Consider the following 24,624-nt stretch of genomic DNA (forward strand, 5'->3'; position numbering starts at 1 on the left):
CAAGCACCGTGCCTCAGGCGCTGCGCGCCTCTGCGACAAACGCGCGCCAGCGTGCAAGAAAGGCCTCGCGACCGGCAGAAGCTTCGGCTTCATCGACCGGCACGATCTTGATGTCGGCAAGCGGCGGCATGTCCAGGTGCTTGCTGACGTCGATGTCGTCGCGGCTGGGGCGGCGATAGGCGTTTTGCAGCAATGCCAATTGCATCTCACGCGACAGCAGCAGGTCGTACATCAGGCCGGCGGCCTGCGGGTTGGGCGAGTTCTTCACCATGGCCATGTTGTCGGCCACGGTGAAGGTGCCGTCCGACGGGTACATGATGCCGATTTCCTTCTGGCCGCCCGCCACATAGGGATACGCCGTCGATTCGAAGGTGATGCCCACGGCGTATTCCCCCTGGCCCACGCTGCGAACCACATGCGAGGCCGCGCTGGAGACGCTGACGTTGCGCGCCAGCGCCCGCAAGCCGTCGGTACCCAGGACACGCTCGATGCCCCACAACGCGGTAAAGGCTGTGGAACTGTTGCCGGGGTCGCCGATGATGACCTTGCCTTTGAAGCGGCGGTCGGTCAGGTCGGCCCAAGACGTGGGCGCGGGGCCGGACAGCTGCCGCGCATTGACCATGCCGACCACGACGTGCAGGTTGGCGGCCATCCAGAGGTCGTCCGGGCCATGCAGGGGTTCGGGAATCGCGGCGATGTGCTTTGAGCGGTAAGGCTCGAACAAGGCGCGGTAGCCGTGCATGACGTTGGCGCTGGATGTCCAGAAAAGATCGCCCTTGGGCTGGCCCGCTTCGGCTTCGATTCGTTTCAGCAACTGGCTGCTGCCGCCCGCCACCGTGCTGGGCTTGATATGGGGCAGCAGGTCGCGCGCGAGATCGCTGGCGGTCTCGACGGACTGCGCGTTCAAGGTGGTGTACAGAACGACTTTTTCGGCCCGCTGCGCCAGCGCCTGGGCGGGCAGCGCGCCGATGCCTCCGGTGACGGCCAGCAGCTTGAGCACCTGGCGGCGGTTGAAAGAGGGAAGCTGGATCATGGCGGTTCCTTGTTGGGTGGGGTGTAAGAGCCCGGCTCAGGCAAAGAGCCGGATATTGAAGACACGGGTCGCCAGCAGCACCGGCGCCAGAATCACGGCGATCAGCACCAGACCATAGGCCGATGCCTGCGCCATGAGGCCGCTGTCGATCAAGCGGAAAATCTGGATGGGCAGCGTTTCATGGCCCGGCGAATACACAATGACTGACGCGCTCAGTTCGGAGACGGTGGTGGTCCAGGTCAGGACGGCGGCCGCGGCGATCGCGGGCGCCATCAAGGGCAGCACCACCTTCAAGAAGGACGCCAGCGGCGGCACCCCCAGGCTGATGGATGCCTCTTCGATGGAATCGGGCAGGTTGAACAGCGTGGACGACGCGTTGCGCACGCCAAACGGCAGCCGCCGCACGATGTAGGCCAGCACGATCAATGACGCGGTGCCGGACAAATCGAACGCGCCATGGCCGAAGGTCATCAATAGGCCGATGCCGATTACCGTGCCGGACAGCGCCAACGGAATCGAGCTGAGGTAATCCAGCCAAGGCGTCAACACATTGCGCTTCTTGACGATGAGGTAGCTGGCCAGCGTGCTGAAGGCAATGGCGATCAGCGTGGCGGCGCCGGCGAACAAGACGGAGTTCAGCACCGGGCCGGGGGCATTGATCAGCACGCGTTCCAGATGCGCAAGCGTCCATTCACCCCAACGCATGACCGGGCCGTGCGCGCGCGTGAAGGCGCCCACGGCCAGGGTGGCCAGCGGCAACATGGACAGCGTCATCACAGCCAGCGCCGCCCCCGCCATCGCCAGCCCGCCCGGCCCGCGTATCGGCGTCTCGGGCGCGGCGCGCCCTTGCGTGATTTCATAGCGGCCACGCGACACGATCCAGCGTTGCAGGAACAGGGCCAGCATCACCAGGGCAATCGATGTGGTGGCCAGCGTGCTTTGCATGACCGGGTCGCTGCCGGTTTCGGACACGGACGCCTGATAGGTCAATACCGACAGCAGTTCGACCCGATGTCCGAGAATCATCGACGTGGCGAAATTGCCCACCACCATGGTGAAGACAAGCAGCGCGCTGGCCAGCACGGCGGGCAGCACGACGGGGGCCATCACCTTCAGGCGCGATATCGGCGGCGACGTACCCAGGCTTTGGGCGGCCTCTTCAAGCTGCGCATCAAAGCCACGGATAGCGGCCAGCGTGCCTATGTAGATGTACGCGTAATACGTGAACGTCATGACGGTCAGCAAGCCCGGCCAGCCGTAGAACGACGGTGGGTCCAGCCCCAGACCGTCGCGCAGCGCGCGCGTCAGCACGCCGTTGTTGCCCAGGATCATCAGCCAGGTTTGCGCGCCGATGACTTCGGGAATGATGAGCGTGATCAATGGCAGGATCGACACCAAGGCCTTGCCGGGATAGCGGTGTCGCGCGGTCAGGTAGGCCAGCGGCACGCCGATGGCGGCGGCCAGCAGCGTGACGCCGGCGCCCAGCAGCAAGGTGTTGCCGATGGCGCGCACATAACGCGGATCCGCCAGCATGATCTGCCAGCCGGACAGGCCTTCGTCGTTGCGGGCCAGCACGCTGGCCGACAGGATGTTCAGCACGGGCCACACCAGGAATACCAGCAACACGGCCAGCACCGCCAGCGACAACCACGTCCAGGGCGACCGCAGAATGGGGACCAGGCGCTTCATGATGCCAAGACCAGGGTTTTTTGCGGGTTGAACACCAGGTCCACCTCGGTTCCTCGTGCCAGCGCCGCGATCGGGTCGCCGTGCACGTCCACGTTCATATGGCGGCCGCTGGGCAGTTCGACGCGGTAGTTTGTCTTGATGCCCAGGTACTGCTGCGTCAGGATCCGCGCGGGCACGCCGGCCCCGGCGGTGGTGGACAGCAGGATGTCTTCGGGGCGCGCCACCAGAACGGCCTGGCCCGTCACGGGCACCGGGGCATGCGCGGCCACGGGGTGCCCATCGACCTGCAAGCGGACCGGCCCGATCTCATGCGCGTGGCATTGCACGGGCAGCAGGTTGGCCGCACCGATGAAGTCCGCCACGTAGCCGCTGGCCGGCTGGCTGTAGATGTCGCGCGGCGTGCCCAACTGCGCCACGCGGCCCTGCTGCATGACGGCGATCTGGTCGGATAGCGCCAGCGCTTCTTCCTGGTCGTGGGTGACAAAGACGGTGGTGATGCCGGCCTCGCGCTGGAGCTCGGCGATGGTCTGGCGTACCTGGATGCGCAGCTTGGCGTCCAGGTTGGAAAGCGGTTCATCCATCAGCAGCACCTGCGGCTGGATGACCAGCGCGCGTGCAAGCGCGACGCGCTGCCGCTGTCCGCCGGACAATTCGGCGGGTAGTCTTGCCGCGTATTGCCCCAGGCCCACCCGTTCCAATGCCGCGGTCACCCGCTGCTGGATCTGGGCGGACGCCACCTTTCTTGCGCGCAACCCGTAGGCCGCGTTGTCGAACACGCTGCGGTTGGGAAACAGTGCGTAGTCCTGGAACACCATGCCGATGTTGCGTTGGTGCGCGGGCAGGCGGGTCACGTCCTTGCCGCCGAAACGCAGGTGGCCGGATGCAATGGGCGTGAATCCCGCGATGGCGCGCAGCAGGGTGGTCTTGCCGCAGCCGCTGGGCCCCAGCAAGGTAAAAAAGGCGCCGGGAGGAATATCCAGGCTCAGGCCGTCGATGACGCGCTGATCGCCGTACGAAATGCAGAGTTTTTCAATGCGGATGTCCATGCCCGGGGGCTCCTGATGCGTGCAAGTGTTGGGGTGGAAGAATCAATCCATTGCCATTGCGTGGCGCACCAGCTGCAGGGCTTGCCGATGGCGTTCCGGGTCGCCCGCGGCCAGGATGCGCGACGCCGGGTTGTCCAGCCCGAGCGGCCGGCCGTTCCAGTCGGTAATGACGCCCCCGGCGCCCTGGATGACGGGGATGAAAGGCGCGTAGTCGTAAAGCGCCAGGCGGGCGTCGATGGCGATGTCGGTGCGGCCGGCGGCCAGCAGCCCATACGCCAGGCAGCATCCGCCGTAGATGCGCCAGCGGGTACGTTCCCGCAGCGCCTGGAAGGCGGGAAGCTCGTCGGGCGCGTAGAAGTCCGGGTTGCTGGTGCTGAGCATCGCATCGCCCAGTTGGGCGCAGGCGCGCGTGTGGCAGGGCACGCCGTGATGCAGGGTGGGGCGTCCGGCAGCGCCGACCCAGCGGTCGCCCGTGGCGGGGAAATCCATGACGCCCAGCACCGGCGTGCCGCGCTGCATAAGCGCGATCAAGGTGCCGAAGACCGGCACGCCGGCAAGAAAGGGCGCGGTGCCGTCGATGGGGTCAAGCACCCAGACATACTCGGCGTCCAGCCGGACGGTGCCACCTTCTTCTCCGTAGATGCCGTGTTGCGGGTAGGCGGCTTCAATGCGCTCGCGCAGGTGCGCTTCGATGGCCTGGTCAAGGGCGGTGACCAGGCTGCGGTCCGGTTTGATTTCCGTGCGCGGCAGGCGGGGTGTGGCGGCGTCGGCGCTGGCACTGGCGTCGGCACTGGCGCTGGCACTGGCATTGCCGCTATCGGCGTAGACAGAGTCGCGCAGGTATGGCGCGTACATTTTCCGCGCCTCGTCAGCCAAGCCTTGCGCGAACGCGATGTGGGCGTCCAGGGTGTTCGTCATGAAGGTTTCCTTAGTCGAGCGAATTGCCGGATGAGGACGCGAGGGCCGCCAGCGTGTCGATGCGGGCGGGCGCAAGCAGATGCCGCGGGGGTAAGGGCTGCCAGCCATAAAGCGCTTGGGTGGCGGCGCCGCAGATGCGGCCCTGGCAGGCGCCCATGCCGCAACGCGTGTGCAGCTTGGCGTCGGTCCAGTTCTGATGCGCCGCAAGCGCGGATTGCGGCACGTCTTCGCAACGGCAAATCAGGGTGTCGGGGCGTGCCAGGGACAACAGCGGCGCGCGTAGCGCGAAGGGGGTGCGTAGCGCGTCGGCGAACTCCTGCCAACGTGCAAGATCGTTCGACAGGCGCGCGGCCTGGGTAAGTTCGCCCACCGCCGCATGGCCGGCGCGCGCGCCCTGTACCCGGGCGCGTTCGTTGCCGCCGATGCCCGTGCATTCGCCTGCCGCGAAGATGCCCGGGACGGTGGTTTGCTGCATGTCATCCACTTGCAGGCCTGCGTGCGTGTCCAATTCGCAGCCCAGCATCTGGCCCAGCTTGATGTTGGGCACCAGGCCAAAGCCGCAGGCCAAGCGATGGCAGGCGATGGTTTCTTCGCCGTCGGCTCGGCGCAGCCGCACCTGTTGCACGCGCCCATCGCCGGTGGCTTCCAGCACGTGGCTGGAAGCTCGGTAGTGCGGGTTGAACAGCGCGGCGGCCTGCGCGGCCTTGGCGGGCCAGCGGTGCAAGCGATAGCCAAAGCGCAGTAAGGCGCGCCAGTCTGCTTGCTCGGCAATGCGCACGACGCGCGCGCCCGCCCGATGGGCGGCATGCGCCGCGGCAAGCAGCAAGGGGCCCGTGCCGGCGATGACGATGCGCTTGCCGCGCAGCCTTACGCCCGCCTTTATCAAGGCTTGCAGGCCGCCCGCGCCGGTCACGCCAGGCAAGGTCCAGCCGGGAAACGGCAACAGGAGCTCGCGAGCGCCAGTGCACAGGATCAGCGCGCCATAGTGCTGCGCCCAACCTTGGCGCGCATTCTCCAGCATCAGCGCCCGTTGGCCAGGCAAGCCGGCCATGCCGATGACACGGGTGTCGCCAAGCAGCGTGATATTCGAATATCGCGCCAGTTGTTCACGCAGGCGTCGGGCCAGGGCGGGCACGGAGGCGCCTGGCCCATCACGCCAGATCTGGCCGCCGGGTGCGGCGTTGTCGTCGACCAGCACAATGGCGCGTCCGCTGGGCGCGGCCGCCAGCGCGGCGGACATCCCCGCAGGCCCGGCGCCGATGATGAGCAGGTCGCAGGCGTTAGCGGCATCGTCTTGTGCAAGGGGGGCGTCAGGCGGGGTGCCGTGCTCCAGTACCGTGTCCACGCGCATGCCTTCGTGGCAGCGGGCTTGGCAGGCCAGGCGCAGGTGGCCATCGACCAGGACCCGGCATTCGTGACAGACGCCCATGCCGCAGAATGCCGCGCGTTTTTCGCCGGACACCGATACGCGCGAGTTGCCGGGCGACCTGGCGGCCAACGCGGCGGCGACGCTGCTGCCCGGCTCCACCCGCATCGGCCGGCCGTCCAGCAGGATACGAAGGCGGGCGGAGTCTCGCGGATGCGTCATGGCGTTACCTCGTCAAATGAGCGGGATGGTGCAAAGGGCGCGGCAGCCAGCGGCGGCGTTGCGTTGGTCATCAGGGCGGTCAGCAAGGCGGCGGTGGCGGGCGCGGTGGTGACGCCCAGGCCTTCATGGCCCAAGGCCAGCCAGAGCCCGGCGCGGGTGGGATGCGGACCGATCAGCGGCAGGCCGTCGGGTGTGGCGGCACGCACGCCTGTCCAGGTGCGGATAAGGTTCATGCCCGACAGGCCCGGCAGGAAGTCGGTGGCCCGCTTGAGCATGCGGGCCAGCACCATGGGATCGATGTCGGAATCGGCTTGCCCGATCTGCCGTGAAGAGCCGATCAGCAGTTGCCCGGTGGGACGGGGCTGCACATTGAATGCCACGGCGGCCCCGTCGCGCTGCTGGGTGCTGGCCATGTAGCCAAGCTCGACCAGTTGGTGGCGGATGCCGGTTGGGTAGCGGTCCGTGATGGCCAGATGCCCTTTTTTGGGTGCAAGGGGCAAGTCGTCGCAAAGGTGGGCGGCCAACATGCCTGCCGCCAGCACGACGGCCTTGGCATTGCGCCGCGAGCCATCGGCCAGCATGGCGCCTTGCTCGTCGATCATGTCGACGCGGACGGCCTCGAATGACACGCCGGGTGGCGCATGCGTCAACAGCCAGCGCGCCGCGTTGGGGGCGTACACCAGGCCGTCGCCGGGTACGTGCAGCGCGCCGGCCAGGCCGCTGCGCAAGAATGGTTCGGCGTCGGCCAGTTGACGCGCGGTAAGCAGCGTGGCGGCTACCCCCTGGTGGCCAAGCCGCGCGTGCTTGCGTTCGGCTTCGGTCATGTCGTCGCTAGTGGCAGCGACCCACAGCGTGCCGCATTCGGTGTAGGCGCAGGCGGGGTCCGCTGCGTTCATGCGCGGGCCCCATTGCCGCCAAGCGTCCATCGACAGGCTGCTCAGCGCGAGTTCGGCGGGGTCGCTGTCCATGACGACCAGATGCCCCATGCCGGCCTGCGTGGCCCCTTTCAGGCCGGCATCCAGCACATGCACCGACAGGCCGGCGGCCGCCAAGTGGTGTGCACAGGCAGCGCCGATAATGCCCGCGCCGACGATCAGCACGTCCTTCGAGGGGTGTGGCATGCGTAGGCTTCCGTGGCGATTAGCGATTAGCGATAGCGATCTGCAAACGGCGATCAGCGTTCAGCGAATAACGGGCAGCAAATTACGGCCGCCAAATAACGGCCGGCGATCAAAGCCGGATGCCCCAGCCGAAGGGGTCGTCGGGCTGGATCAGCAACGTGGATTCGGCGCAGATGTGCGCGCGCCCGCGGATGGTGGGAATGATCTGCCCCTCCATCAGTTCATAGCTGCCCTGAAAGGTGCTGCCAATGACGCTGGCCTGCCGCCAGATCTGCCCCGGGGCCAGCTTGCCGTCCGCGGCCAGGCAGGCCAGCTTGGCGCTGGTACCGGTGCCGCACGGCGAGCGGTCATAGGCTTTGCCCGGGCACAGCACGAAGTTGCGGCTGTCGGCGTTGGGGTCGGGGGCGAACAGTTCAACGTGGTCGATTTCCGCGCCATCGCGGCCGGTGATGCCCGACGCCTGCAACGCCTGGCGGATGGCCCAGGCGTACTCGGTGAGTGCGTCAAGGTTGTCTGGCGCAACGCGCTGCGTGTGCTGGCTGACCAGGAAGAACCAGTTACCGCCCCAGGCAACGTCGCCGATGACCTTGCCGTATTCGGGTACATCGACGCAAACGCCTTGGCGCAACCGGTAGGCGGGTACGTTGCGCACACTGACCGAGCCGTCTTCGTGCAGGGTGGCGCGGATCGTGCCCACCGGCGTTTCGATACCGTGCGCGCCGGGCTTGATGCGGCGCAGGTAGGCCAAGGTGGCGATCAGCCCGATGGTGCCGTGGCCGCACATGCCCAGGTAGCCAGCGTTGTTGAAGAAGATCACGCCGGCGGCATTGGCCGGGTTTTGTGGGGGGCACAGCAAGGCGCCCACCATGACGTCGCTGCCTCGGGGTTCAAGGACGGTTGCCGCGCGCCATGCGTCGTGCTTGTCGGCAAGGCGGCGTTGCCTTTGCGCCATGTCTCCGGCACCCAGATCGGGAAAACCGGAGACGACCAGCCGGGTGGGTTCACCGCCGGTGTGGGAGTCGATGACACGGATCTGATTCATTGACGCGCCTTGTGCAGAGGTTGTGGACGTGCAGCGAGAAAGCGGTCCGGCAAGCCGTGGCTTGCCGGCGGACGAACAAGAAGCGAACGAACAAGCGAACGAACAAGCGAACGGGCTAGTCTAGGCAATTAAACGCGTGGCGTCGTGTCGTAGAGACCGCAACGCCACGCAATTTTTCACTTGGCGATTCAGCGATAACTCCATGACATTGCAGGTAATTCCTGGATGTCATCGGATGGAGTCATCGCCGGGCGGCAAGGGCGGTCAGGGCACCGACTGGTATTGCGCGGGGCGCGTTGCCAAGGCCTGCGCCACCACGCGTTCGATCAACGCGCGCTCTTCGCCGATCACCGGCAAGCGGGGCCGGCGCACGTGCTCGGTGCCCACGCCAACCAGCGCGTCGATCAGCTTCAGGTTCTGAACCAGCTTGGCGGATACGTCCAGATGCAGCAACGGCGTCATCCATTGATAAAGCGACAACGCTTCGGCGTATTTGCCGGCCTTCATCAGGTCGTAAAGTGCGACGGTTTCGCGGGGAAACGCGCAGCCCACGCCGGCAAGCAGGCCATCGCAACCCAGCGCCAGACCTTCGTAGGCCAGATCGTCCACGCCCAGGAAGATCTGGTAGCGATCGCCCACGGTGTTGCGCAGGTCGGTCACGCGGCGGGTATCGCCCGAGCTGTCCTTGACGGCGGCGATCCACTTGCAATCGGCCAGCTCGGCCATGTGGGCCGGTGTCAGGTCCACGCGATAGGCCAGCGGGTTGTTGTAGACCATGATGGGCTGCTGCGCGGCCTCGGCCATGGTGCGCACATTGAGCATGGCCTCGCGGGCGTCCGCCACGTAGATCAGCGACGGCATGACCATGAAGCCCGCCACGCCCAGCTTGTTGGCGCCTTCGATGTATCGCAGCGCCTCGCGCGTGCTGGTCTCGGATACGTTCGCCAGCACCGGCACGCGGCCGCCGGACGCCTCCAGCGCGATCTTGGTGACCTCAAGCTTTTCTTCCAGCGTCAAGGTGCTGGCCTCGCCCAGGGAACCGCAGGTGACCATCCCATGGATGCCGTTGCGGATCTGGAAATCGATGTGCTTGGCGGTGCCTTCGGCGTCGATCCGTTCATCGGCGTGGAACTTGGTGGTGATGGCGGGAAAGATGCCTGTCCAGCGTGGGTGCGTCATGAGGAACTCCAGGGTTCACGTGCGGTGGGTGGCTTCAGATATATGGCTAATATATTTAATCCACAGGTTAAAGGAATGGGGGTTAACCAGGAATGGGGTTAACAGCGCCCGGCGTTCAGGCCCAAATTTCGATGGAAGTGGTAGTGAGAATGGTTATAATTCAGGCCGATAAAAAACAGGCATCGGCCGCGGGGCTTATCTGTTGTCTTTATCAGACTAAAAAACCAAAGGAACCAGAATGAACCTTGCAAGGACTTTGGCGGCCATCGCCCTCATGGGGTGCGCGGGCGCTGCGCAGGCACACTTTGTTTGGCTGGAACGGGGCGGCGAAGGCCCGGCCAAGGCGTACTTCGGCGAATGGGCCGACGACGTGCGCGAAAAGCAGGATGGCTTGCTGGGCAAGGTCCTGGTGGCGCCTGTCGTGACCGCCGCTGACGGCACCGTGCTGAAGGCCTCGGCCAAGGGCACGGACTTTGTGGAGTACGCGGTGTCTGGAAAGGGCGACGTACGCCTGGCCCAGCCGATGCAGTTCAAGGAAACGCTGGTCAAGTACGGCGCCAAGGCCGGCCGCACCGATACGCAGGCCAAGCTGGACCTGGAACTGGTGCCCACCGCCGCCGGCGCCAACTCTTTTGTCCTGAACTTTGAAGGCAAGCCGCTGGCCAAGACCGAAGTGACCGTCTTTGGTCCGCCGAAGTGGGAAAAGCGCTTCTGGACCGATGAAAACGGTCGTATCGAAATCACGACGCCGTGGCCGGGCCAGTACGTGCTGGAAGCGGCGCACATGCAAGAGAAGGCGGGCGAGGCCGACGGTAAGACCTACGCCAAGATCCGCTACGTTTCCACCCTGACCTTCAACGTGAATCCGTGAAAGCTCCCGCAGCCGGCGCAGGCATGATGCGCTATCGCATGGCCGTGTTTTCCAGGGCGGCAGCCGCCATTCTGGGCGGCTATGCCCTTGCCTCGGCGGCTGCGGCGTGCCTGGCCGTCTGGCTGCCGATGGGGCGGGCAGACGCCGTCACCACCGCCTTGATGTTGTCGTTCGTCGTCTACACGTGCGGCGTGATCTGGGTGTTTGCCACGCGTAGCGCGTGGCGCGCCTGGATCGGAATTTTGCTGCCGGCCGCATTGTTGGGCGGTCTATTCCTGGCAGGGCGCGGGATGGGGATGGCATGACGGCACGCAAGCCCAAAGCGCAGGGCGAAGAAGGCCTGCGCCAATCGATGTCGTGGTTGCACACCTGGGCCGGGTTGATATTCGGATGGGTGTTGTTCGCGATGTTCCTGACCGGCTCGCTGGCGTTCTTCCGGCCCGAGATCACGCGCTGGATGCAGCCCGAAATCCACGTGCAGCCGGCGCCTGCGGTGCAGTCGGTGGAGATGGCGCAGCGCTATCTGGACGAACATGCGCCGGACGCCAAGCGCTGGTTCATCACGCCGCCGTCCGATCGCGAGCCGCTGATTCTGTTGCTGTACCAACTGCCCAAGCCCAAGCCGGGCGAGCGCGGGTTTGTGCGCGTGAAGCTGGACCCCGCCACCGGGCAGGCGGTCCAGGGGCGCGAAACACGCGGCGGCGATTTTTTCTACCGCTTCCATTTCGAACTTGAGACCGCGTTCCCGTGGGGGCGCTGGCTGGCCAGCATCGCGGGCATGTTCATGCTGGTGGCGATCATCAGCGGCATCATTACCCACAAGAAAATCTTTGCCGACTTCTTTACCTTCCGTCCTGGAAAGGGCGGGCAACGCGCCTGGATGGATGGCCACAATGCCCTGTCGGTGCTGGGGCTGCCTTTTCATTTGATGATCACTTTCAGCGGCCTGGTGCTGTTCATGGTGATGTTGATGCCGGCCGGCATCAAGGCCGTCTACGACAATCCGCGCCAGTACACGGATGATGTCTTCAAGTCGTTCAAGGTCACGCCGCCGCTGAACCAGCCCGCGCCGTTGGTGCGGCTTGCGCCGCTGGTGGAGCAGGCGCAGCAGCAGTGGCAAGGTCGACTGGGTCGCGTCACGGTCAACAACCCGGGCGACGCCGGGGCCACCGTGACGTTGACGCAGGCGGCGGCCGACGGCGTGTCGTACGGCTTGATGGCGCCGTGGATGCGGTTTGACGGGGTGACCGGCAAGCTTACGGAAGGGCAGGACGAATTGGGCGCTACCGCCAGAACCGCCGGCACGATCACCGGGCTGCACCTGGGTTTGTTCGCCGAGCCTTTGCTGCGCTGGTTCTATTTCCTGGTCAGCCTGGCCGGCACCGGCATGGTGGCCACGGGCTTGGTGCTGTGGATCGCCAAGCGCCGCCAGAAGGCGCGGCCTCAAGATGCGCGCGAAGCGTTTTCGTTGCGGCTGGTGGACGGCCTGAATGCCGGCACCATCGCCGGGGTGGTGCTGGGCGTTGCCGTGTTCTTCCTTGCCAACCGCCTGCTGCCGGCCGACCTGCCGGGGCGCCAGTTGTGGGAGTCCCGTAGCTTCTTCGCGGCGTGGGCCGTGTCATTGGTCTATGCCTTTTTGTTCCAGCGCCGCAAGTGGCAGGACCTGCTGGGAATTGCCGCCGCCGCGCTGGCCCTGGTGCCGGTGGTCAACGCGTTGACCACGTCGCGCCACCTGGGCGTGTCGTTGCCGCAGGGCGATTGGGTCATGGCCGGGTTTGATCTGACCTGCCTGGCCAGCGCCGTGTTGTTCGCCTGGATGTCGCGCAAGGCGGCGCGCGCGCGTCGTGCGCCGGCCAAGGGGCCAGCTCGTGGGCGGGCCAATGCGTCGGCCCCTGCGACCGCAACGGCCACAACGACCGCAAAGTCCGGAAAGTCCGGAAAGTCCGGAAAGTCCGCAACGGCCCCAACGTCCCCAACGCCCGCTGCGCCCGGCGCCGTCGTTTATGAACCGCGAGGTGATACGCCATGACGCTTGCCGCTTTCTGCCTGGCCTACGCCGGTTTTTCCGCGCTGTGCCTGGGGATGGACCGCCACTACGAAGATCTGTTCGACCGCGCCATCCCGCGCCGCCACCGCGTGCCGTTGCGCATCTTCGGCTGGATCGCGCTGGCCCTGTCGCTGTACGCATCGGCCACGGTCTGGGGCTGGAGCTACGGCACGGTGGAATGGATCGGCATCCTCAGCATCGCCGGCTTGCTGCTGATCTGGTTCCTGACGTTCCGTCCGCGCGCGGCGTTGACCACGGGCGGAATCTGCGCGCTGGCCGCGCCGGTGCTTGCGGTTCTGTAGGCGGGTCGCTCGCCAAGCCGGCGCACCGTGCGCGATGGCGATTTGCCCAACGCCAGGTGGCCACCCGCCGTCGCCACGGGGCAAGGCGCCGATGCGCCGGCACGTTACACTGCTTGTTTCCCCTAGCACACGCCTCTTCGCCTTATGAATACCCGCGTCCTTACCGGCATTACCACCACTGGCACCCCCCACCTTGGCAATTACGCGGGAGCTATCCGGCCCGCCGTGCAGGCCAGCACCCAGCCTGGCGTGGACGCGTTCTTCTTCCTGGCGGACTATCACGCGCTGATCAAGTGCGATGACCCGGCGCGTGTGGCGCGTTCCCGCCTTGAAATCGCTGCCACCTGGCTGGCGGTGGGCCTGGACCACGAACGCGTGACGTTCTACCGGCAATCCGACATTCCCGAAATTCCCGAGCTCAGCTGGCTGCTGACCTGCGTCACCGCCAAGGGCATGATGAACCGCGCGCACGCCTACAAGGCGTCCGTGGATCAGAACGTGGCCAAGGGCGTGGACCCGGACGACGGCATCACGATGGGCTTGTTCTCGTATCCGGTGCTGATGGCCGCCGACATCCTGATGTTCAACGCCAACCGCGTGCCGGTGGGCCGCGACCAGATCCAGCATCTGGAAATGGCGCGCGATATCGCGCAGCGCTTCAATCATCTTTATGGCCGCGACTATTTCACGCTGCCCGAGGTAGCCATTGAAGAAGACGTGGCGACCTTGCCCGGCCTGGATGGCCGCAAGATGTCCAAGAGCTACAACAACACCATCCCGCTGTTCGAAGGTGGCGCCAAGGCGCTGCGCGCGTCCGTGATGCGTATCGTGACCGATTCGCGCGCGCCGGGCGAAGCCAAGGACGCCGAAAATTCGCACCTGTACACGCTGTACCGTGCCTTCGCCACGCAGGCGGAATCGGCGGCGTTCCGCAAGCAGCTGGAAGACGGCATGGGCTGGGGCGACGCCAAGCAGGCGCTGTACGAGCACCTGGAAAACCTGCTGGCGCCGATGCGCGAAAAATATGTGGACCTGATCGCCAACCCGGGCCGCATCGAAGACATTCTTCAGGCGGGCGCCGACAAGGCGCGCAAGCAAGCCTTGCCGTTGATGCAGGAACTGCGCGTGGCCGTCGGCTTGCGCAACCTGAATGCGGGCGCGGCGACGGCGAAGTCGCAGGGCAAGAAAGACAAGGACAAGGGCGCGCGCTTTGTCAGCTTCCGCGATGAAACGGGCGGCTTCCGCTTCCGCTTGCTGGCGGCTGATGGTGAAGAGCTGCTGTTGTCGCAACGCTTCGCGGACCCGAAGCAGGCGGGCGCCTTGATGCGCCGGCTGCAAGAAGAATCGCCTGACACCGTGCTGCAAGCGTCCGGCGAAACCTACACCGCCGTCATTGACGGCGAGACGGTTGCCGAAGCGCCGGCCGGCGCGCAAGGCGATGCAGAGTCGCGCCTGACGCGCACGCGCGACGCGCTGGCGTCACTGGCAAAAGAATAAGCGGCCGGGCAGCGCGTCAGTGCCTGCTGCCTGCTGCCTGCTGCCTGCTGCCCGCCACCGTCTACCGCTCGTGCGCCGTTACGCCGTACGGGCGCCCGCCACGATGCGCCCATCGCGCACCTGGAAACGCTGTGCGCTGCCTTGCCCGGCGATTTCCAGCAGATCGCCTTCTGAATAGCCGGTCACGTTCGGGCAGTCGAGCCATTCCGGGTTGATGAACGGAAAGTACTTCAGCGTGCCGCTGCCCTGGCTGGCAAAGTCGAACGTTGTGTTGGCCACGACTTCCGGGTCCCATTGGCTGGCGTCGAAAGTCAGCGCGCAGCCCACGCCGATGCGGTACACGATGCTGGCGCCCATGCTGGCAAAGCCCAGGGCGCCCACTTGAAGCTGCGCGCCGTTGCGCAATTCAATTACGCGGCTGCCCAGGCGTTCCAGGGTGATGTGCTTGAAGGCGACTTCGGCGCCGTCAACGACCAAGTGCGAGTATTGGCCCAGCGTGACTTCGGCGTAGGTGCCGCTGTGGCCAACTTCTTTTTCGGTGATCGTTGCCGCTTCATTGGCGGCAAGCGTAATGGTCGTGCTCATGTTCAATGGCTCTCCGGGGGGGCTATCAGGGTGGGGCGCTTTTTCTTTTACTTCTTGCCTGATAGACGGTTCGCGCCGCAGTTCGCCTGATCATGGATGTTTGCGTCTGCCGTGTTCCCCAACGCCACCGGCTTTTATTATTTGGACACAATTCGATATTTTCCCTTATTTTTAGATTTCCTGATTGAGCGCGCGCAAGGAAAACGCCCAATCTAGGGGAAAGTCCTAGGGTAGGGATCGGCAAAGAAAGCGAACAAAGAAGCGGGCAAAGAAGCGGACGAAGAAGCGGGCAAAGAAAACGGGAAAAGAAAAAGCCAGGGCATCAGCCCTGGCTTTGTTTTAGCGCCGCGCGAAAAGATCAGCGCTTGAGCTTGGCGAAGGCATCCGCCATGGCGCTGTTCATGCCGCCGACACCGCCTGCCGCGTTGCCACGGCCGCCGTCACCTTGCGGGCGGCGCGGGCGGTCGCCGCCCTTGGGGGCGTCGCCGCTGCGGCGTGCGGGAGCGGCGGTGTCGTTCAGGCGCATGGTCAGCGCCACGCGCTTGCGGGCCGCGTCCACTTCCAGCACCTTCACGCTAACCGTCTGGCCAACACGCACGACATCGCGCGGATCTTTCACGAACTTTTCGGCCAAGGCCGAAATGTGGACCAAGCCGTCCTGGTGCACGCCGATGTCGACAAACGCGCCAAAGTTGGCCACGTTGGTGACGACGCCTTCCAGCACCATGCCGGGGTACAGGTCGTTCAGTGTTTCGACGCCTTCCTTGAACTGCGCCGTCTTGAACTCCGGGCGCGGATCGCGGCCGGGCTTTTCAAGTTCGGCGAAGATGTCGCGCACCGTCGGCAGGCCGAATCGTTCGTCCGTGAAGTCGGACGGCGATACGCCCTTCAAGGCCTCGCGCTGGCCGATGATCTGTTTGACCTCGGCCTTGATCTTGGCAACGATGCGTTCGACAACGGGATAGGCTTCCGGGTGCACCGACGAGGCATCCAACGGGTTCTCGCCATTGGGAATGCGCAAAAAGCCCGCAGCCTGTTCGAACGCCTTTTCGCCAAAGCGCGGCACCTTGCGCAGCACTTCGCGGGTGGGGAACGCGCCGTTTTCATCGCGCCAGGAAACGATGTTCTTGGCCAGCAGCGAGTTCAAGCCCGACACGCGTGCCAGCAACGCGGCCGACGCCGTGTTCACATCCACGCCCACGGCGTTCACGCAATCCTCGACCACGGCGTCCAGCGAACGGGCCAGCTCGCGCTGGTTGACGTCGTGCTGGTACTGGCCCACGCCGATGGCCTTGGGATCAATCTTGACCAGCTCGGCCAGCGGATCCTGCAAGCGGCGGGCGATGGACACGGCGCCGCGCAGCGTCACGTCCAGATCCGGGAATTCCAGCGCAGCCATTTCCGAGGCCGAATACACGGATGCGCCCGCTTCGGAGACCACCACGCGGGTGACTTTCAGGTCGGGGAAGCGTTCCATCATGTCGCCCACCAGCTTTTCGCTTTCACGCGAAGCGGTGCCGTTGCCGATGGCGATCAGGTCCACGTTGTGGCGCGCCACCAGCGCGGCCAGCGTGTTGATCGTGCCGTCGCGGTCGCGGCGCGGTTCAAACGGGTAGACGGTGGTCGTGTCCACGACCTTGCCGGTCTGGTCGATGACGGCGATCTTGCAGCCCGTGCGGATGCCCGGGTCCAGGCCCAGCACGGCCTTGGGGCCGGCCGGCGCGGCCAGCAGCAGGTCTTTCAGGTTGGCGGCGAACACGCGAATGGCTTCGGCTTCACCGCTTTCGCGCAGGCGGCCGATCAGTTCGCTTTCGAACGCCGTCAGCAGCTTCACACGCCAGGTCCAGCGGCACACTTCGCCCAACCAGCGGGCGCGCGGCGTCGCGTCCAGCGCGAACAGGCCGTTGCCCAGCTTCAGGAAGTTGGCGATGCGCGCGACGCACGGGTGCGGCACCTGCGCTTCAAGCTCGGCTTCCAGCCCCAGGCGCAATTCCAGCACGCCTTGCTGGCGGCCGCGCAGCAGCGCCAGGATGCGGTGCGAGGGCAGGGTACGCAGCGGCTCGTTGAAGTCGAACCAGTCGCGGAAGTTGGCGCCTTCGGTTTCCTTGCCGTCGATCATCTTGGAATAGATCAGGCCGGTGGACCACAGGTGCTCGCGCATGTCGGCCAGCAGGTCCGCATTTTCGGCGTAGCGTTCGGCCAGGATGTCGCGCGCGCCGTCCAGCGCCGCCTTGGCATCGTTGATGGACGCCTCGGGGTTCAGGTATTGCGCGGCCAGCGCGGCGGGGTCGCAGGCGGTGTCGGCCAGGATGGCGTCCGCCAGGGGCTCCAGACCGGCCTCGCGGGCGATCTGGGCGCGCGTGCGGCGCTTGGGCTTGTACGGTGCGTACAAGTCTTCCAGGCGCTGCTTGGTGTCGGCCGTGGCGATTTCTTGCTGCAACGCGGACGTCAGCTTGCCCTGCTGCGAGATGGACTCAAGGATGGCGCCACGGCGCTCTTCGAGCTCGCGCAGGTAGCCCAACCGCACTTCCAGGTTACGCAGCACGGTATCGTCCAGGCCGCCAGTGGCTTCCTTGCGATAGCGCGAGATAAACGGCACGGTGGCGCCGTCATCCAGCAGTTCCACCGCCGAAGCGATTTGGGAGGTGCGCGCGCCCAGCTCGGTGGCAAGCTGCGCGATGATGCGGGCGTTGTCGACGCCGGCGGCGACGTACGTGATAGCGGAAGTTTCAGACATCTCTATACGACGGCAAAAAGGAAAAACAAGGGGCGGATTGTGCCATAAGCGGCTATTACAAAACGTGCCAGGGGGGACCGATCTGTCCCTTGCTCAGCCGGAAAGGCGGCGTGGCAAGGGGTATCATTTGGTCCTTTCCCACATCAGTGTCTGGCGCCCGAACCGTTACCGGTACCGGTTCACCATAGACTCCGACCGACACTAGGCTGCCGTAATGCTGGACCTGGATATTTCCGAATTCTTTGACGAGGACGGGCCGTTGGCCACGGCCATGCCCGGCTACAAGCCTCGCCCTTCGCAAGTGGAGCTGTCGCAGGCCATCGGCGACGCCATCCAGGACCGCGCCACGCTGGTGGCCGAAGCGGGCACCGGCATCGGCAAAACCTGGGCCTATCTTGTACCCGCCTTCATCCAGGGCGGCAAGGTGCTGATTTCCACAGGCACGCGCACGCTGCAAGACCAGTTGTTCGCGCGCGACCTGCCGCGCGTACGCGCCGCGCTGGCCGCGCCCGTCACCGCCGCGCTGCTCAAGGGGCGGGGCAACTATGTCTGCCACTACCACCTTGAACGCCTGCAGGGCGATGAGCGGGCCTTGAAGTCGCGCACCGAAATCCAGCAGCTGCGCCAGATCCAGGTGTTCGCGGGCATTACCAAGACCGGTGACCGCAGCGATCTGGCGCAAGTGCCCGAAGACGCCGACATCTGGCAGCGCGTGACCTCGACCCGCGAAAACTGCCTGGGCCAGGAATGCCCGCGCATTCGCGACTGTTTTGTCGTCAAGGCGCGCCGGCAGGCCCAGGAGGCCGATGTCGTCGTGGTCAACCACGCGCTTTTCATGGCTGACCTGGTGCTGCGCGAAGAAGGCGTTACCGATCTGCTGCCCGAAGCCGACACCGTCATCTTCGACGAAGCCCATCAACTGCCCGACACCGCCACGCGCTTCCTGGGCAGCAGCGTGTCCACGCACCAATTGATGGACTTTGGCCGCGCGCTGGAAGTGGCCGGGCTGGCGTATGCGCGCGAAGCCGCCAAGTGGAGCGACGTCAGCCGCCACCTGGAAACCGCCGCGCGCGAATTGCGCCTGGCCTGTGCGCCGCTGGACAAGATGCCCGGCCGCAAAGCCACGTTTGAAGCCATCCCCAACCCCGAGGAATTCGACGAGGCACTTGCCGCCTTGCGCGAGGCCGTGGACACGGCGACCAAGGCGCTGGGCGTGGTGGCTGAAAAGCACCCCGACCTGATGGCGGCCGCGCGCAGCGGCGCCGAAATATCGATTCGGCTGAAACGCTGGGCCACGCCGGGCCGCGCGGGTGGCCACATGGAAGACGAAGGCTGGGGCCGTGATGACCAGGCGCCCGAGCCCGCCGCCGACATCGCGCTGGCCGACGGGCCGTCCACACCCGCCGCCATCCTGGAAGGCGTGGCGGCCGCCCAGCAATGGACCGGCCCGGCCGTGCGCTGGGTCGAACACGGTTTGCATCATGTGCGGCTGCATTCCGCGCCGCTGTCCGTGGCGCAGGCGTTTTCCAAATACCGCAAGCCGGGGCAGGCCTGGATCATGACGTCGGCCACGCTGTCGGTGAATGGCGAGTTCACCCACTTCACCAGCCAGCTTGGCCTGGAACAAGCGCGCACGGGCAAGTGGGAATCCCCGTTCAACTATCCCGAACAGGCGCTGCTATTCGTGCCGCGCGGCATGCCCGAGCCGCAGTCGCCGCAATTCCTGGATCGCTTTGTCGACACGCTGATGCCGCTGCTGGAAGCCAGCCCGGGTGGCACGCTGGTGCTGTGCACGACGCTGCGCGCCGTTGAAAAAGTGGCTACGTTGCTGGCCGACGCGTTTGACGACGCCGGCCATGACTGGCCGCTGTTAAAGCAGGGCGAGGGTACGCGCCGGGATCTTCTGGACCGCTTCTGCAAGCTCAAGCACCCGGTGCTGGTGGGTAGCGCCAGCTTCTGGGAAGGCATAGACCTGCCGGGCGACGTGCTGACGCTGGTAGCCATCGACAAGCTGCCGTTCGCGCCGCCTGACGATCCCGTCATCGAAGCGCGCTTGCGCGCGTGTCGGGCACACGGGGGCAATCCGTTTTCGGAATACCAGTTGCCGGAAGCCGCCATTTCGCTCAAGCAGGGCGCGGGCCGTTTGATCCGCACGGAATCGGACTGGGGCGTGTTGATGGTGGGTGATGCGCGCCTGGTCGAAAAGCCCTACGGCAAACGCCTGTGGCGGGGCCTGCCGCCGTTTGCTCGCACGCGCGAACTGGAAGAGGTGCTGGCGTTCTACCGGCGCAAACAGGGCGACGACGACGTGGCGGCGTAGGGCACGGGCGTTGCCGCCGACGTTGCGGCGCGAAGGTTTATTTCGTCAGCGCCGCCAACGCACAACCCTCGGGCCCAATTAAAAGCCCCTCGAATCCAGGATCCGGGGGGCTTTTTCCCATGCGGGCAAATCCGCTGATCAATCAGTCAAACGGATTCCACCAGCTGCGGTCGGCCTTCAGGCCCTTGGTCTTGAATTCGCTGTTGGGGAAGTTCTTGTCGTAGACGCGCTGCGCGTCGTTCTTCAAGTCGGTCATGCCCAGCTTGTCGTAGGACTCGACCATCAGGTAAAGCGCTTCTTCGGTGGCGGGGGCGCCTTCGAAGTCGGTGATGACGGTTTGCGCGCGGTTGGCGGCGGCCACGTAGGCGCCGCGTTCGTAGTAGTAGCGCGCCACATAGACTTCGTTCATGGCGATGGTATTGACCAGCCAGGCGATGCGCTTTTCGGCATCAACCGAATACTTGCTTTCCGGGTAGCGCTTGATCAGTTCGTTGAACGCGTCGTAGGACGCGCGCAGGCCCTTGGGGTCGCGCTCGGCGGGGTCCTGGCCCGTGATGTTGGTCATGAACGCGCTGGCGGGCGTGAAGTTGATCAGGCCTTTCAGGTACAGCGCGTAGTCGGTGCCGGGGTGGTTCGGGTAAAGCTGCTGAAAGCGATCGATGGCGGCCAGGGCCTGCTCGTTTTCGCCGTCTTTCCAGTTGACGTAGGCCAGCTCAAGCAGGGCTTGCTGGGCGTACACGCCGAAGGGGTAGCGGCTTTCGATGGCGGTCAGGCGCTCGCGCGCTTCTTTCCAGCCTCCGGAGGACATTTCCGACTTGGCGTCGGCGTAGAGCTGTTCGGCGCTCCAGTTGGTGGTCTTGTCATATTTGCTGTTGGTCGAGCCGCAACCGGCGATGACGATGACGGCAAATAGCGCGATAACCACGCGCAAAACCGGCCCGCTTCGGGATGCGGGGTTCGAGGGAGCTGCGGGGTGGTGAATCACGAGAATCGTATCCTTGGTGTTAGCATGGCAGGCTGATTATATGATTTGTCTCCATGTCCGATACAGCCGCCGGCACAGATCTCGTTTCCGACGACGAACTCCTGGGCCTTCCTGACGAAAACTCCGACGAAATCACCGAGGCAAACCCCGCCGAAAGCCGGGGTGAACCGCAACGTGTAACCGTGCCTTCCAGCACCCGCGCCGACCGGCTGGACAAGGTGCTGGCCGGCTTGCTGCCCGACCATTCCCGCAGCCGGCTGCAAGGCTGGATCGAATCCGGGAACGTGCACGTCAACGGCGCGCCCGGCAAGATTCGCCAGACCGTTGGCCCGGGCGACGAACTGCTGGTGTGGGCCCAGCCCGCCCCTGATGCGCGCGCCTTCACCCCCGAACCCGTTGAATTCACCGTTGTGGACGAAAGCCCCGACTGGATCGTCGTGAACAAGCCCGCGGGCCTGGTGACGCATCCGGGCGCCGGCAACTGGAGCGGCACGCTGCTCAACGGGCTGCTGTACCGCTACCCGGAATTGGCGGCCGTGGCGCGTGCCGGCATCGTACACAGGCTGGACAAAGACACCTCGGGGCTCATGGTCGTGGCCCGCAATGAAAAGGCCCAGACGCATCTGGTGCGCCAATTGCAGGCACGCAGCATGGGCCGCGAATATGTCGCCCTGGCCCATGGCTGGATGGCGGCGGCCGGCCGGGTCGACCGCGCGATCGGGCGCGATGCCCGCGTGCCCGTGCGCATGAGCGTCGAGCGCCCCGTTGCCCCCAAACCCGCCATTACCAATTACGCGCCGGTCCGGCGCGGGCAGGTGGACCCGGGTGGTCGCGTCACGGAAGTGGTGTGTCGCCTGGAAACCGGCCGCACCCACCAGATCCGCGTCCACATGGCCAGCCTGGGGCACCCGCTGCTGGCCGATACCATCTATGGCGGCAAGAACATTGCCGGGGCCACGCGCCAGATGCTGCACGCGCGCGCCCTGCATTTCGATGACCCCGGCGGCAACGGCGACGTGCAATTCACCGCTGACGTTCCGGCCGACATGGCGTTAGTTCAGGAAACCGTTGCATGGACCGCGTGATCGCCAGCCTGCCTGTTGTGACCGGCCCGTCGTGGCCGGGCGTCTCGTACTTCTGCACGACCCGTGCCGGGGGCGTGGGCGTGGCGCCGCATGATTCCCTGAACCTGGGGCGCCGCGCCGGGGACAACCCCGACACGGTCTCCGAAAACCGACGCCGCGTGCGCGCCGCCGTCCCGGGCGAGCCCCTGTGGCTGCGTCAGGTGCACGGCAGCGAGGTAGTCGATGCCGATGCGCCTGACTTGCCCGACGAACCCGCGGTGGACGCCAGCGTCACGGCGCAACCGGGGCGCGTGCTGGCCATCATGGTGGCCGACTGCCTGCCCGTCGTCATCGCCGACGGTCGGGGCCAGGTGCTGGGCGCGGCGCATGCCGGCTGGCGTGGCCTGGCGGGCGGGGTGCTGGAACACACGCTGGCGGCCATGCAAGCCAAGGCGCCCGACGCCGGCGGCTGGCGCGCCTGGGTCGGCCCCGGCATCGGCCCGACCGAATTCGAAGTGGGGCAAGACGTGCTGGACGCCTTCACGGCGGACGACCCGGCCACGCTGCGGTTCTTCACGCCGCGTCCCGGTCTATCGGGAAAGTGGCTGGCCGACCTCGCCGGCCTGGCCGATTTCCGCCTGCGCCGCGCCGGGGTACAAGAAGTGGCCCTGAGCAGCATGTGCACGGTGTCGGACCCGCAGCGCTTCTTTTCATACCGCCGCGATACCGAAACCGGACGCATGGCGTTGCTGGCCTGGCTCGACCCGCTTTGATCTGGCGCAAGGCCGCTGCACAGGGCGCAAACCCGTGCGGCGAAACTCCTTGTATACCCGCATTGACAGTGATGGACCCGGAATGCAACATCAATCGAGCAGTGTCGATAACAAGGTGTGGAAGTGAACGCCAATCTCTCCGCAGGACCCATTCCGGTGAGCGTGGCACCGGAAATCCTGGCCGAAATTCAGGCCGAATTCTCTCGCGAGTGGCAGCGCCTTTGTGACGACGCCCGGCGCGGCGCGCTTGTGCCTCCCGCTGACCGCCGCTTTGCCGGCAACGCCTGGGCCGCCAATGGCTCGCACCTGCTGCTGGCCCACACGTACCTGCTGTCCGCGCGCGCCATGCAGCGCATGGTCGACGCCGCCCAGGTCAGCGAACCCATGCGCGAGCGCCTGCGTTTTTCCATCATGCAGTGGGTGGACGCGCTGTCGCCGTCCAACTTCCTGGCATTGAATCCAGACGCCCAGCAGTCCATCGTCGAAAGCGCCGGCCGCGCGTTGAATGAAGGCCTGGCCAACCTGCTTGGCGACGTCAAGAAAGGCCGCATCACCCAAACCGATGAATCGCAGTTCGAGATCGGCCGCAACGTGGCCGTATCGCCCGGCGAAGTGGTGTTCGAGAACAAGCTGTTCCAGCTGATCCAGTACGCGCCCTCGACCGCCACGGTCTACGAGCGGCCGCTGGTCATCGTGCCGCCGAACATCAACAAGTTCTACATCCTGGACTTGCAACCCGAAAATTCCTTTGTGCGCCACGCAGTGGGGCAGGGCTACACGGTATTCCTGATTTCCTGGCGCAACCCGTTGGCCAGCGACACCGACGGCGTGGACCGCGCCACCTGGACCGACTACCTGGACGACGCCGTGCTGCAAGCGCTGCGCGTGGCCAGCGACATCACCAAGCAAACCAAGGTCAACGCGCTGGGTTTCTGCGTGGGCGGCACGATGCTGGCCGCGGCGCTGGCGCTGGCCGAGGCGCGCGGTGAACAGCCGGTAGCGTCGCTGACGCTGCTGACTTCGCTGCTGGATTTTCACGACACGGGCGTGCTGAAGGTCTTTGTCGACGAAGCCCATGCGCTGCTGCGCGATCAACAACTGGGCAACGGCGGCTTGATGCCCGGCCGTGACCTGGCCACCACATTCTCGTTCCTGCGGCCCAACGAGCTGGTCTGGAACTACGTGGTCGGCAACTACCTGAAGGGTCAGAAGCCGCCACCGTTTGATCTGCTGTTCTGGAATGGCGACAGCACCAATCTGCCCGGGCCGTTCTTTTCCTGGTACTTCCGCAATACCTACCTGGAAAACAACCTGAAGGTGCCGGGCCGCGCGCAAGCGGCCGGCACATCGCTGGACCTGACGCGCCTGACGATGCCGGCGTACATCTTTGGCTCGCGCGAAGACCATATCGTGCCCTGGGTGTCTGCCTATGCGTCCACGCAATTGCTGCGCGGGCCGCAGCGCTTCGTGCTGGGGGCCTCGGGCCACATCGCGGGCGTGGTGAACCCGCCCGCCAAGAAGCGCCGCAGCTATTGGGTCGCGGACAAGCTGGGCAAGAAAGGCCATGACATGCCGGGCGACCCGAACGCCTGGTTCGCGCAAAGCACCGAACACGCGGGCAGCTGGTGGCCCGACTGGACGGCCTGGCTGGCTGACCATTCGGGCAAGCAGATCAAGGCGCGCACAAAATTAGGCAATGCCAAGTACCAGCCGATCGAGCCGGCGCCTGGCAGGTATGTGAAGGTCCGGGCAGCCTGAAACCGCACGACGCGGTTTACCCCGGCTAATAAGAAGTTAATCAACGAGGCGTCCGTCGCACACAGGAGG

At 65.6% G+C, this 24,624-nt stretch carries 20 protein-coding genes; 9 read left to right on the forward strand and 11 right to left on the reverse strand.

Annotated elements, in window-relative coordinates; translation table 11 throughout:
- Nucleotides 1-13: 13 nt before the first annotated feature.
- The 8 genes from YH64_RS01180 to YH64_RS01215 form a co-directional block, all read right to left on the reverse strand.
- Nucleotides 14-1,033 (reverse strand): extracellular solute-binding protein, encoded by a 1,020-nt coding sequence (locus YH64_RS01180; protein WP_052945919.1) that lies wholly within the window; start codon nucleotides 1,031-1,033, stop codon nucleotides 14-16.
- Nucleotides 1,034-1,069: 36 nt separating this feature from the next.
- Complete coding sequence (locus tag YH64_RS01185) at nucleotides 1,070-2,722, reverse strand: iron ABC transporter permease (RefSeq protein WP_046802680.1); 1,653 nt, start codon at nucleotides 2,720-2,722, stop codon at nucleotides 1,070-1,072.
- Complete coding sequence (locus tag YH64_RS01190) at nucleotides 2,719-3,768, reverse strand: ABC transporter ATP-binding protein (RefSeq protein ID WP_046802681.1); 1,050 nt, start codon at nucleotides 3,766-3,768, stop codon at nucleotides 2,719-2,721. Before YH64_RS01190 ends, YH64_RS01185 begins: the two co-directional genes overlap by 4 nt.
- A gap of 42 nt (nucleotides 3,769-3,810) precedes the next feature.
- Nucleotides 3,811-4,686: an inositol monophosphatase family protein gene (locus YH64_RS01195; RefSeq protein WP_143215208.1), complete on the reverse strand. Its 876-nt coding sequence runs from the start codon at nucleotides 4,684-4,686 to the stop codon at nucleotides 3,811-3,813.
- A gap of 10 nt (nucleotides 4,687-4,696) precedes the next feature.
- On the reverse strand, nucleotides 4,697-6,274 hold the full coding sequence (locus YH64_RS01200; RefSeq protein WP_082134320.1) for an FAD-dependent oxidoreductase: 1,578 nt from the start codon (nucleotides 6,272-6,274) through the stop codon (nucleotides 4,697-4,699).
- Nucleotides 6,271-7,395 carry an FAD-binding oxidoreductase gene (locus YH64_RS01205; protein ID WP_046802683.1) on the reverse strand — a complete coding sequence of 375 codons (1,125 nt, stop codon included), beginning with the start codon at nucleotides 7,393-7,395 and terminating at the stop codon, nucleotides 6,271-6,273. Before YH64_RS01205 ends, YH64_RS01200 begins: the two co-directional genes overlap by 4 nt.
- A gap of 109 nt (nucleotides 7,396-7,504) precedes the next feature.
- Complete coding sequence (locus YH64_RS01210; protein ID WP_046802684.1) at nucleotides 7,505-8,437, reverse strand: 4-hydroxyproline epimerase; 933 nt, start codon at nucleotides 8,435-8,437, stop codon at nucleotides 7,505-7,507.
- A 264-nt stretch (nucleotides 8,438-8,701) separates the two neighbouring features.
- Nucleotides 8,702-9,616 carry a dihydrodipicolinate synthase family protein gene (locus tag YH64_RS01215; RefSeq protein WP_046802685.1) on the reverse strand — a complete coding sequence of 305 codons (915 nt, stop codon included), beginning with the start codon at nucleotides 9,614-9,616 and terminating at the stop codon, nucleotides 8,702-8,704.
- Between the two features lie 238 nt (nucleotides 9,617-9,854).
- Here YH64_RS01215 and YH64_RS01220 point away from each other — a divergent pair, with 238 nt between their 5' ends.
- The 5 genes from YH64_RS01220 to YH64_RS01240 all read left to right on the forward strand — a co-directional run bounded on the left by YH64_RS01220 (nucleotide 9,855) and on the right by YH64_RS01240 (nucleotide 14,333).
- On the forward strand, nucleotides 9,855-10,487 hold the full coding sequence (locus YH64_RS01220; RefSeq protein ID WP_046802686.1) for a DUF4198 domain-containing protein: 633 nt from the start codon (nucleotides 9,855-9,857) through the stop codon (nucleotides 10,485-10,487).
- A 23-nt stretch (nucleotides 10,488-10,510) separates the two neighbouring features.
- A complete protein-coding gene (locus YH64_RS01225; protein ID WP_046802687.1) occupies nucleotides 10,511-10,792 on the forward strand; it encodes a DUF3649 domain-containing protein in 282 nt (93 codons plus the stop codon).
- Entirely contained in the window at nucleotides 10,789-12,516 is a 1,728-nt protein-coding gene (locus YH64_RS01230) for a PepSY domain-containing protein (protein WP_046802688.1), read from the forward strand. Before YH64_RS01225 ends, YH64_RS01230 begins: the two co-directional genes overlap by 4 nt.
- A complete protein-coding gene (locus YH64_RS01235; RefSeq protein WP_046802689.1) occupies nucleotides 12,513-12,836 on the forward strand; it encodes a DUF3325 domain-containing protein in 324 nt (107 codons plus the stop codon). The genes YH64_RS01230 and YH64_RS01235 overlap by 4 nt, the downstream gene beginning before the upstream one ends.
- A gap of 144 nt (nucleotides 12,837-12,980) precedes the next feature.
- The gene (locus YH64_RS01240; RefSeq protein WP_046802690.1) at nucleotides 12,981-14,333 is read left to right on the forward strand and encodes a tryptophan--tRNA ligase; all 1,353 of its coding nucleotides are present in this window, start codon (nucleotides 12,981-12,983) and stop codon (nucleotides 14,331-14,333) included.
- 78 nt (nucleotides 14,334-14,411) lie between these two features.
- On the opposite strand, the gene YH64_RS01245 is transcribed toward YH64_RS01240, so the two are convergent.
- Together YH64_RS01245 and tex are read right to left on the reverse strand one after the other, a co-directional pair.
- Nucleotides 14,412-14,918, reverse strand: coding sequence for a hypothetical protein (locus tag YH64_RS01245; RefSeq protein WP_046802691.1), 507 nt, complete (start codon nucleotides 14,916-14,918; stop codon nucleotides 14,412-14,414).
- 358 nt (nucleotides 14,919-15,276) lie between these two features.
- Nucleotides 15,277-17,655, reverse strand: coding sequence for an RNA-binding transcriptional accessory protein Tex (tex, locus tag YH64_RS01250; protein WP_046802692.1), 2,379 nt, complete (start codon nucleotides 17,653-17,655; stop codon nucleotides 15,277-15,279).
- A gap of 214 nt (nucleotides 17,656-17,869) precedes the next feature.
- On the opposite strand from tex, the gene YH64_RS01255 reads away from it, so the two are divergent.
- On the forward strand, nucleotides 17,870-19,975 hold the full coding sequence (locus YH64_RS01255; RefSeq protein WP_046802693.1) for an ATP-dependent DNA helicase: 2,106 nt from the start codon (nucleotides 17,870-17,872) through the stop codon (nucleotides 19,973-19,975).
- Nucleotides 19,976-20,117: 142 nt separating this feature from the next.
- Here YH64_RS01255 and YH64_RS01260 read toward each other — a convergent pair whose 3' ends face one another.
- Nucleotides 20,118-20,906 (reverse strand): outer membrane protein assembly factor BamD, encoded by a 789-nt coding sequence (locus YH64_RS01260; RefSeq protein WP_046802694.1) that lies wholly within the window; start codon nucleotides 20,904-20,906, stop codon nucleotides 20,118-20,120.
- Between the two features lie 107 nt (nucleotides 20,907-21,013).
- On the opposite strand from YH64_RS01260, the gene YH64_RS01265 reads away from it, so the two are divergent.
- The 3 genes from YH64_RS01265 (at nucleotide 21,014) to YH64_RS01275 (ending at nucleotide 24,555) form a co-directional block, all read left to right on the forward strand.
- Entirely contained in the window at nucleotides 21,014-22,045 is a 1,032-nt protein-coding gene (locus YH64_RS01265) for an RluA family pseudouridine synthase (protein ID WP_082134321.1), read from the forward strand.
- Complete coding sequence (pgeF, locus tag YH64_RS01270) at nucleotides 22,033-22,797, forward strand: peptidoglycan editing factor PgeF (RefSeq protein WP_046802695.1); 765 nt, start codon at nucleotides 22,033-22,035, stop codon at nucleotides 22,795-22,797. The genes YH64_RS01265 and pgeF overlap by 13 nt, the downstream gene beginning before the upstream one ends.
- Before the next feature lie 123 nt (nucleotides 22,798-22,920).
- The gene (locus YH64_RS01275) at nucleotides 22,921-24,555 is read left to right on the forward strand and encodes an alpha/beta hydrolase (protein WP_046802872.1); all 1,635 of its coding nucleotides are present in this window, start codon (nucleotides 22,921-22,923) and stop codon (nucleotides 24,553-24,555) included.
- The last annotated feature ends 69 nt before the right edge of the window (nucleotides 24,556-24,624 follow it).

It is taken from the genome of Achromobacter sp. LC458, from assembly GCF_001005835.2.
GTDB classification, from domain to species: domain Bacteria; phylum Pseudomonadota; class Gammaproteobacteria; order Burkholderiales; family Burkholderiaceae_B; genus Achromobacter; species Achromobacter spanius_B.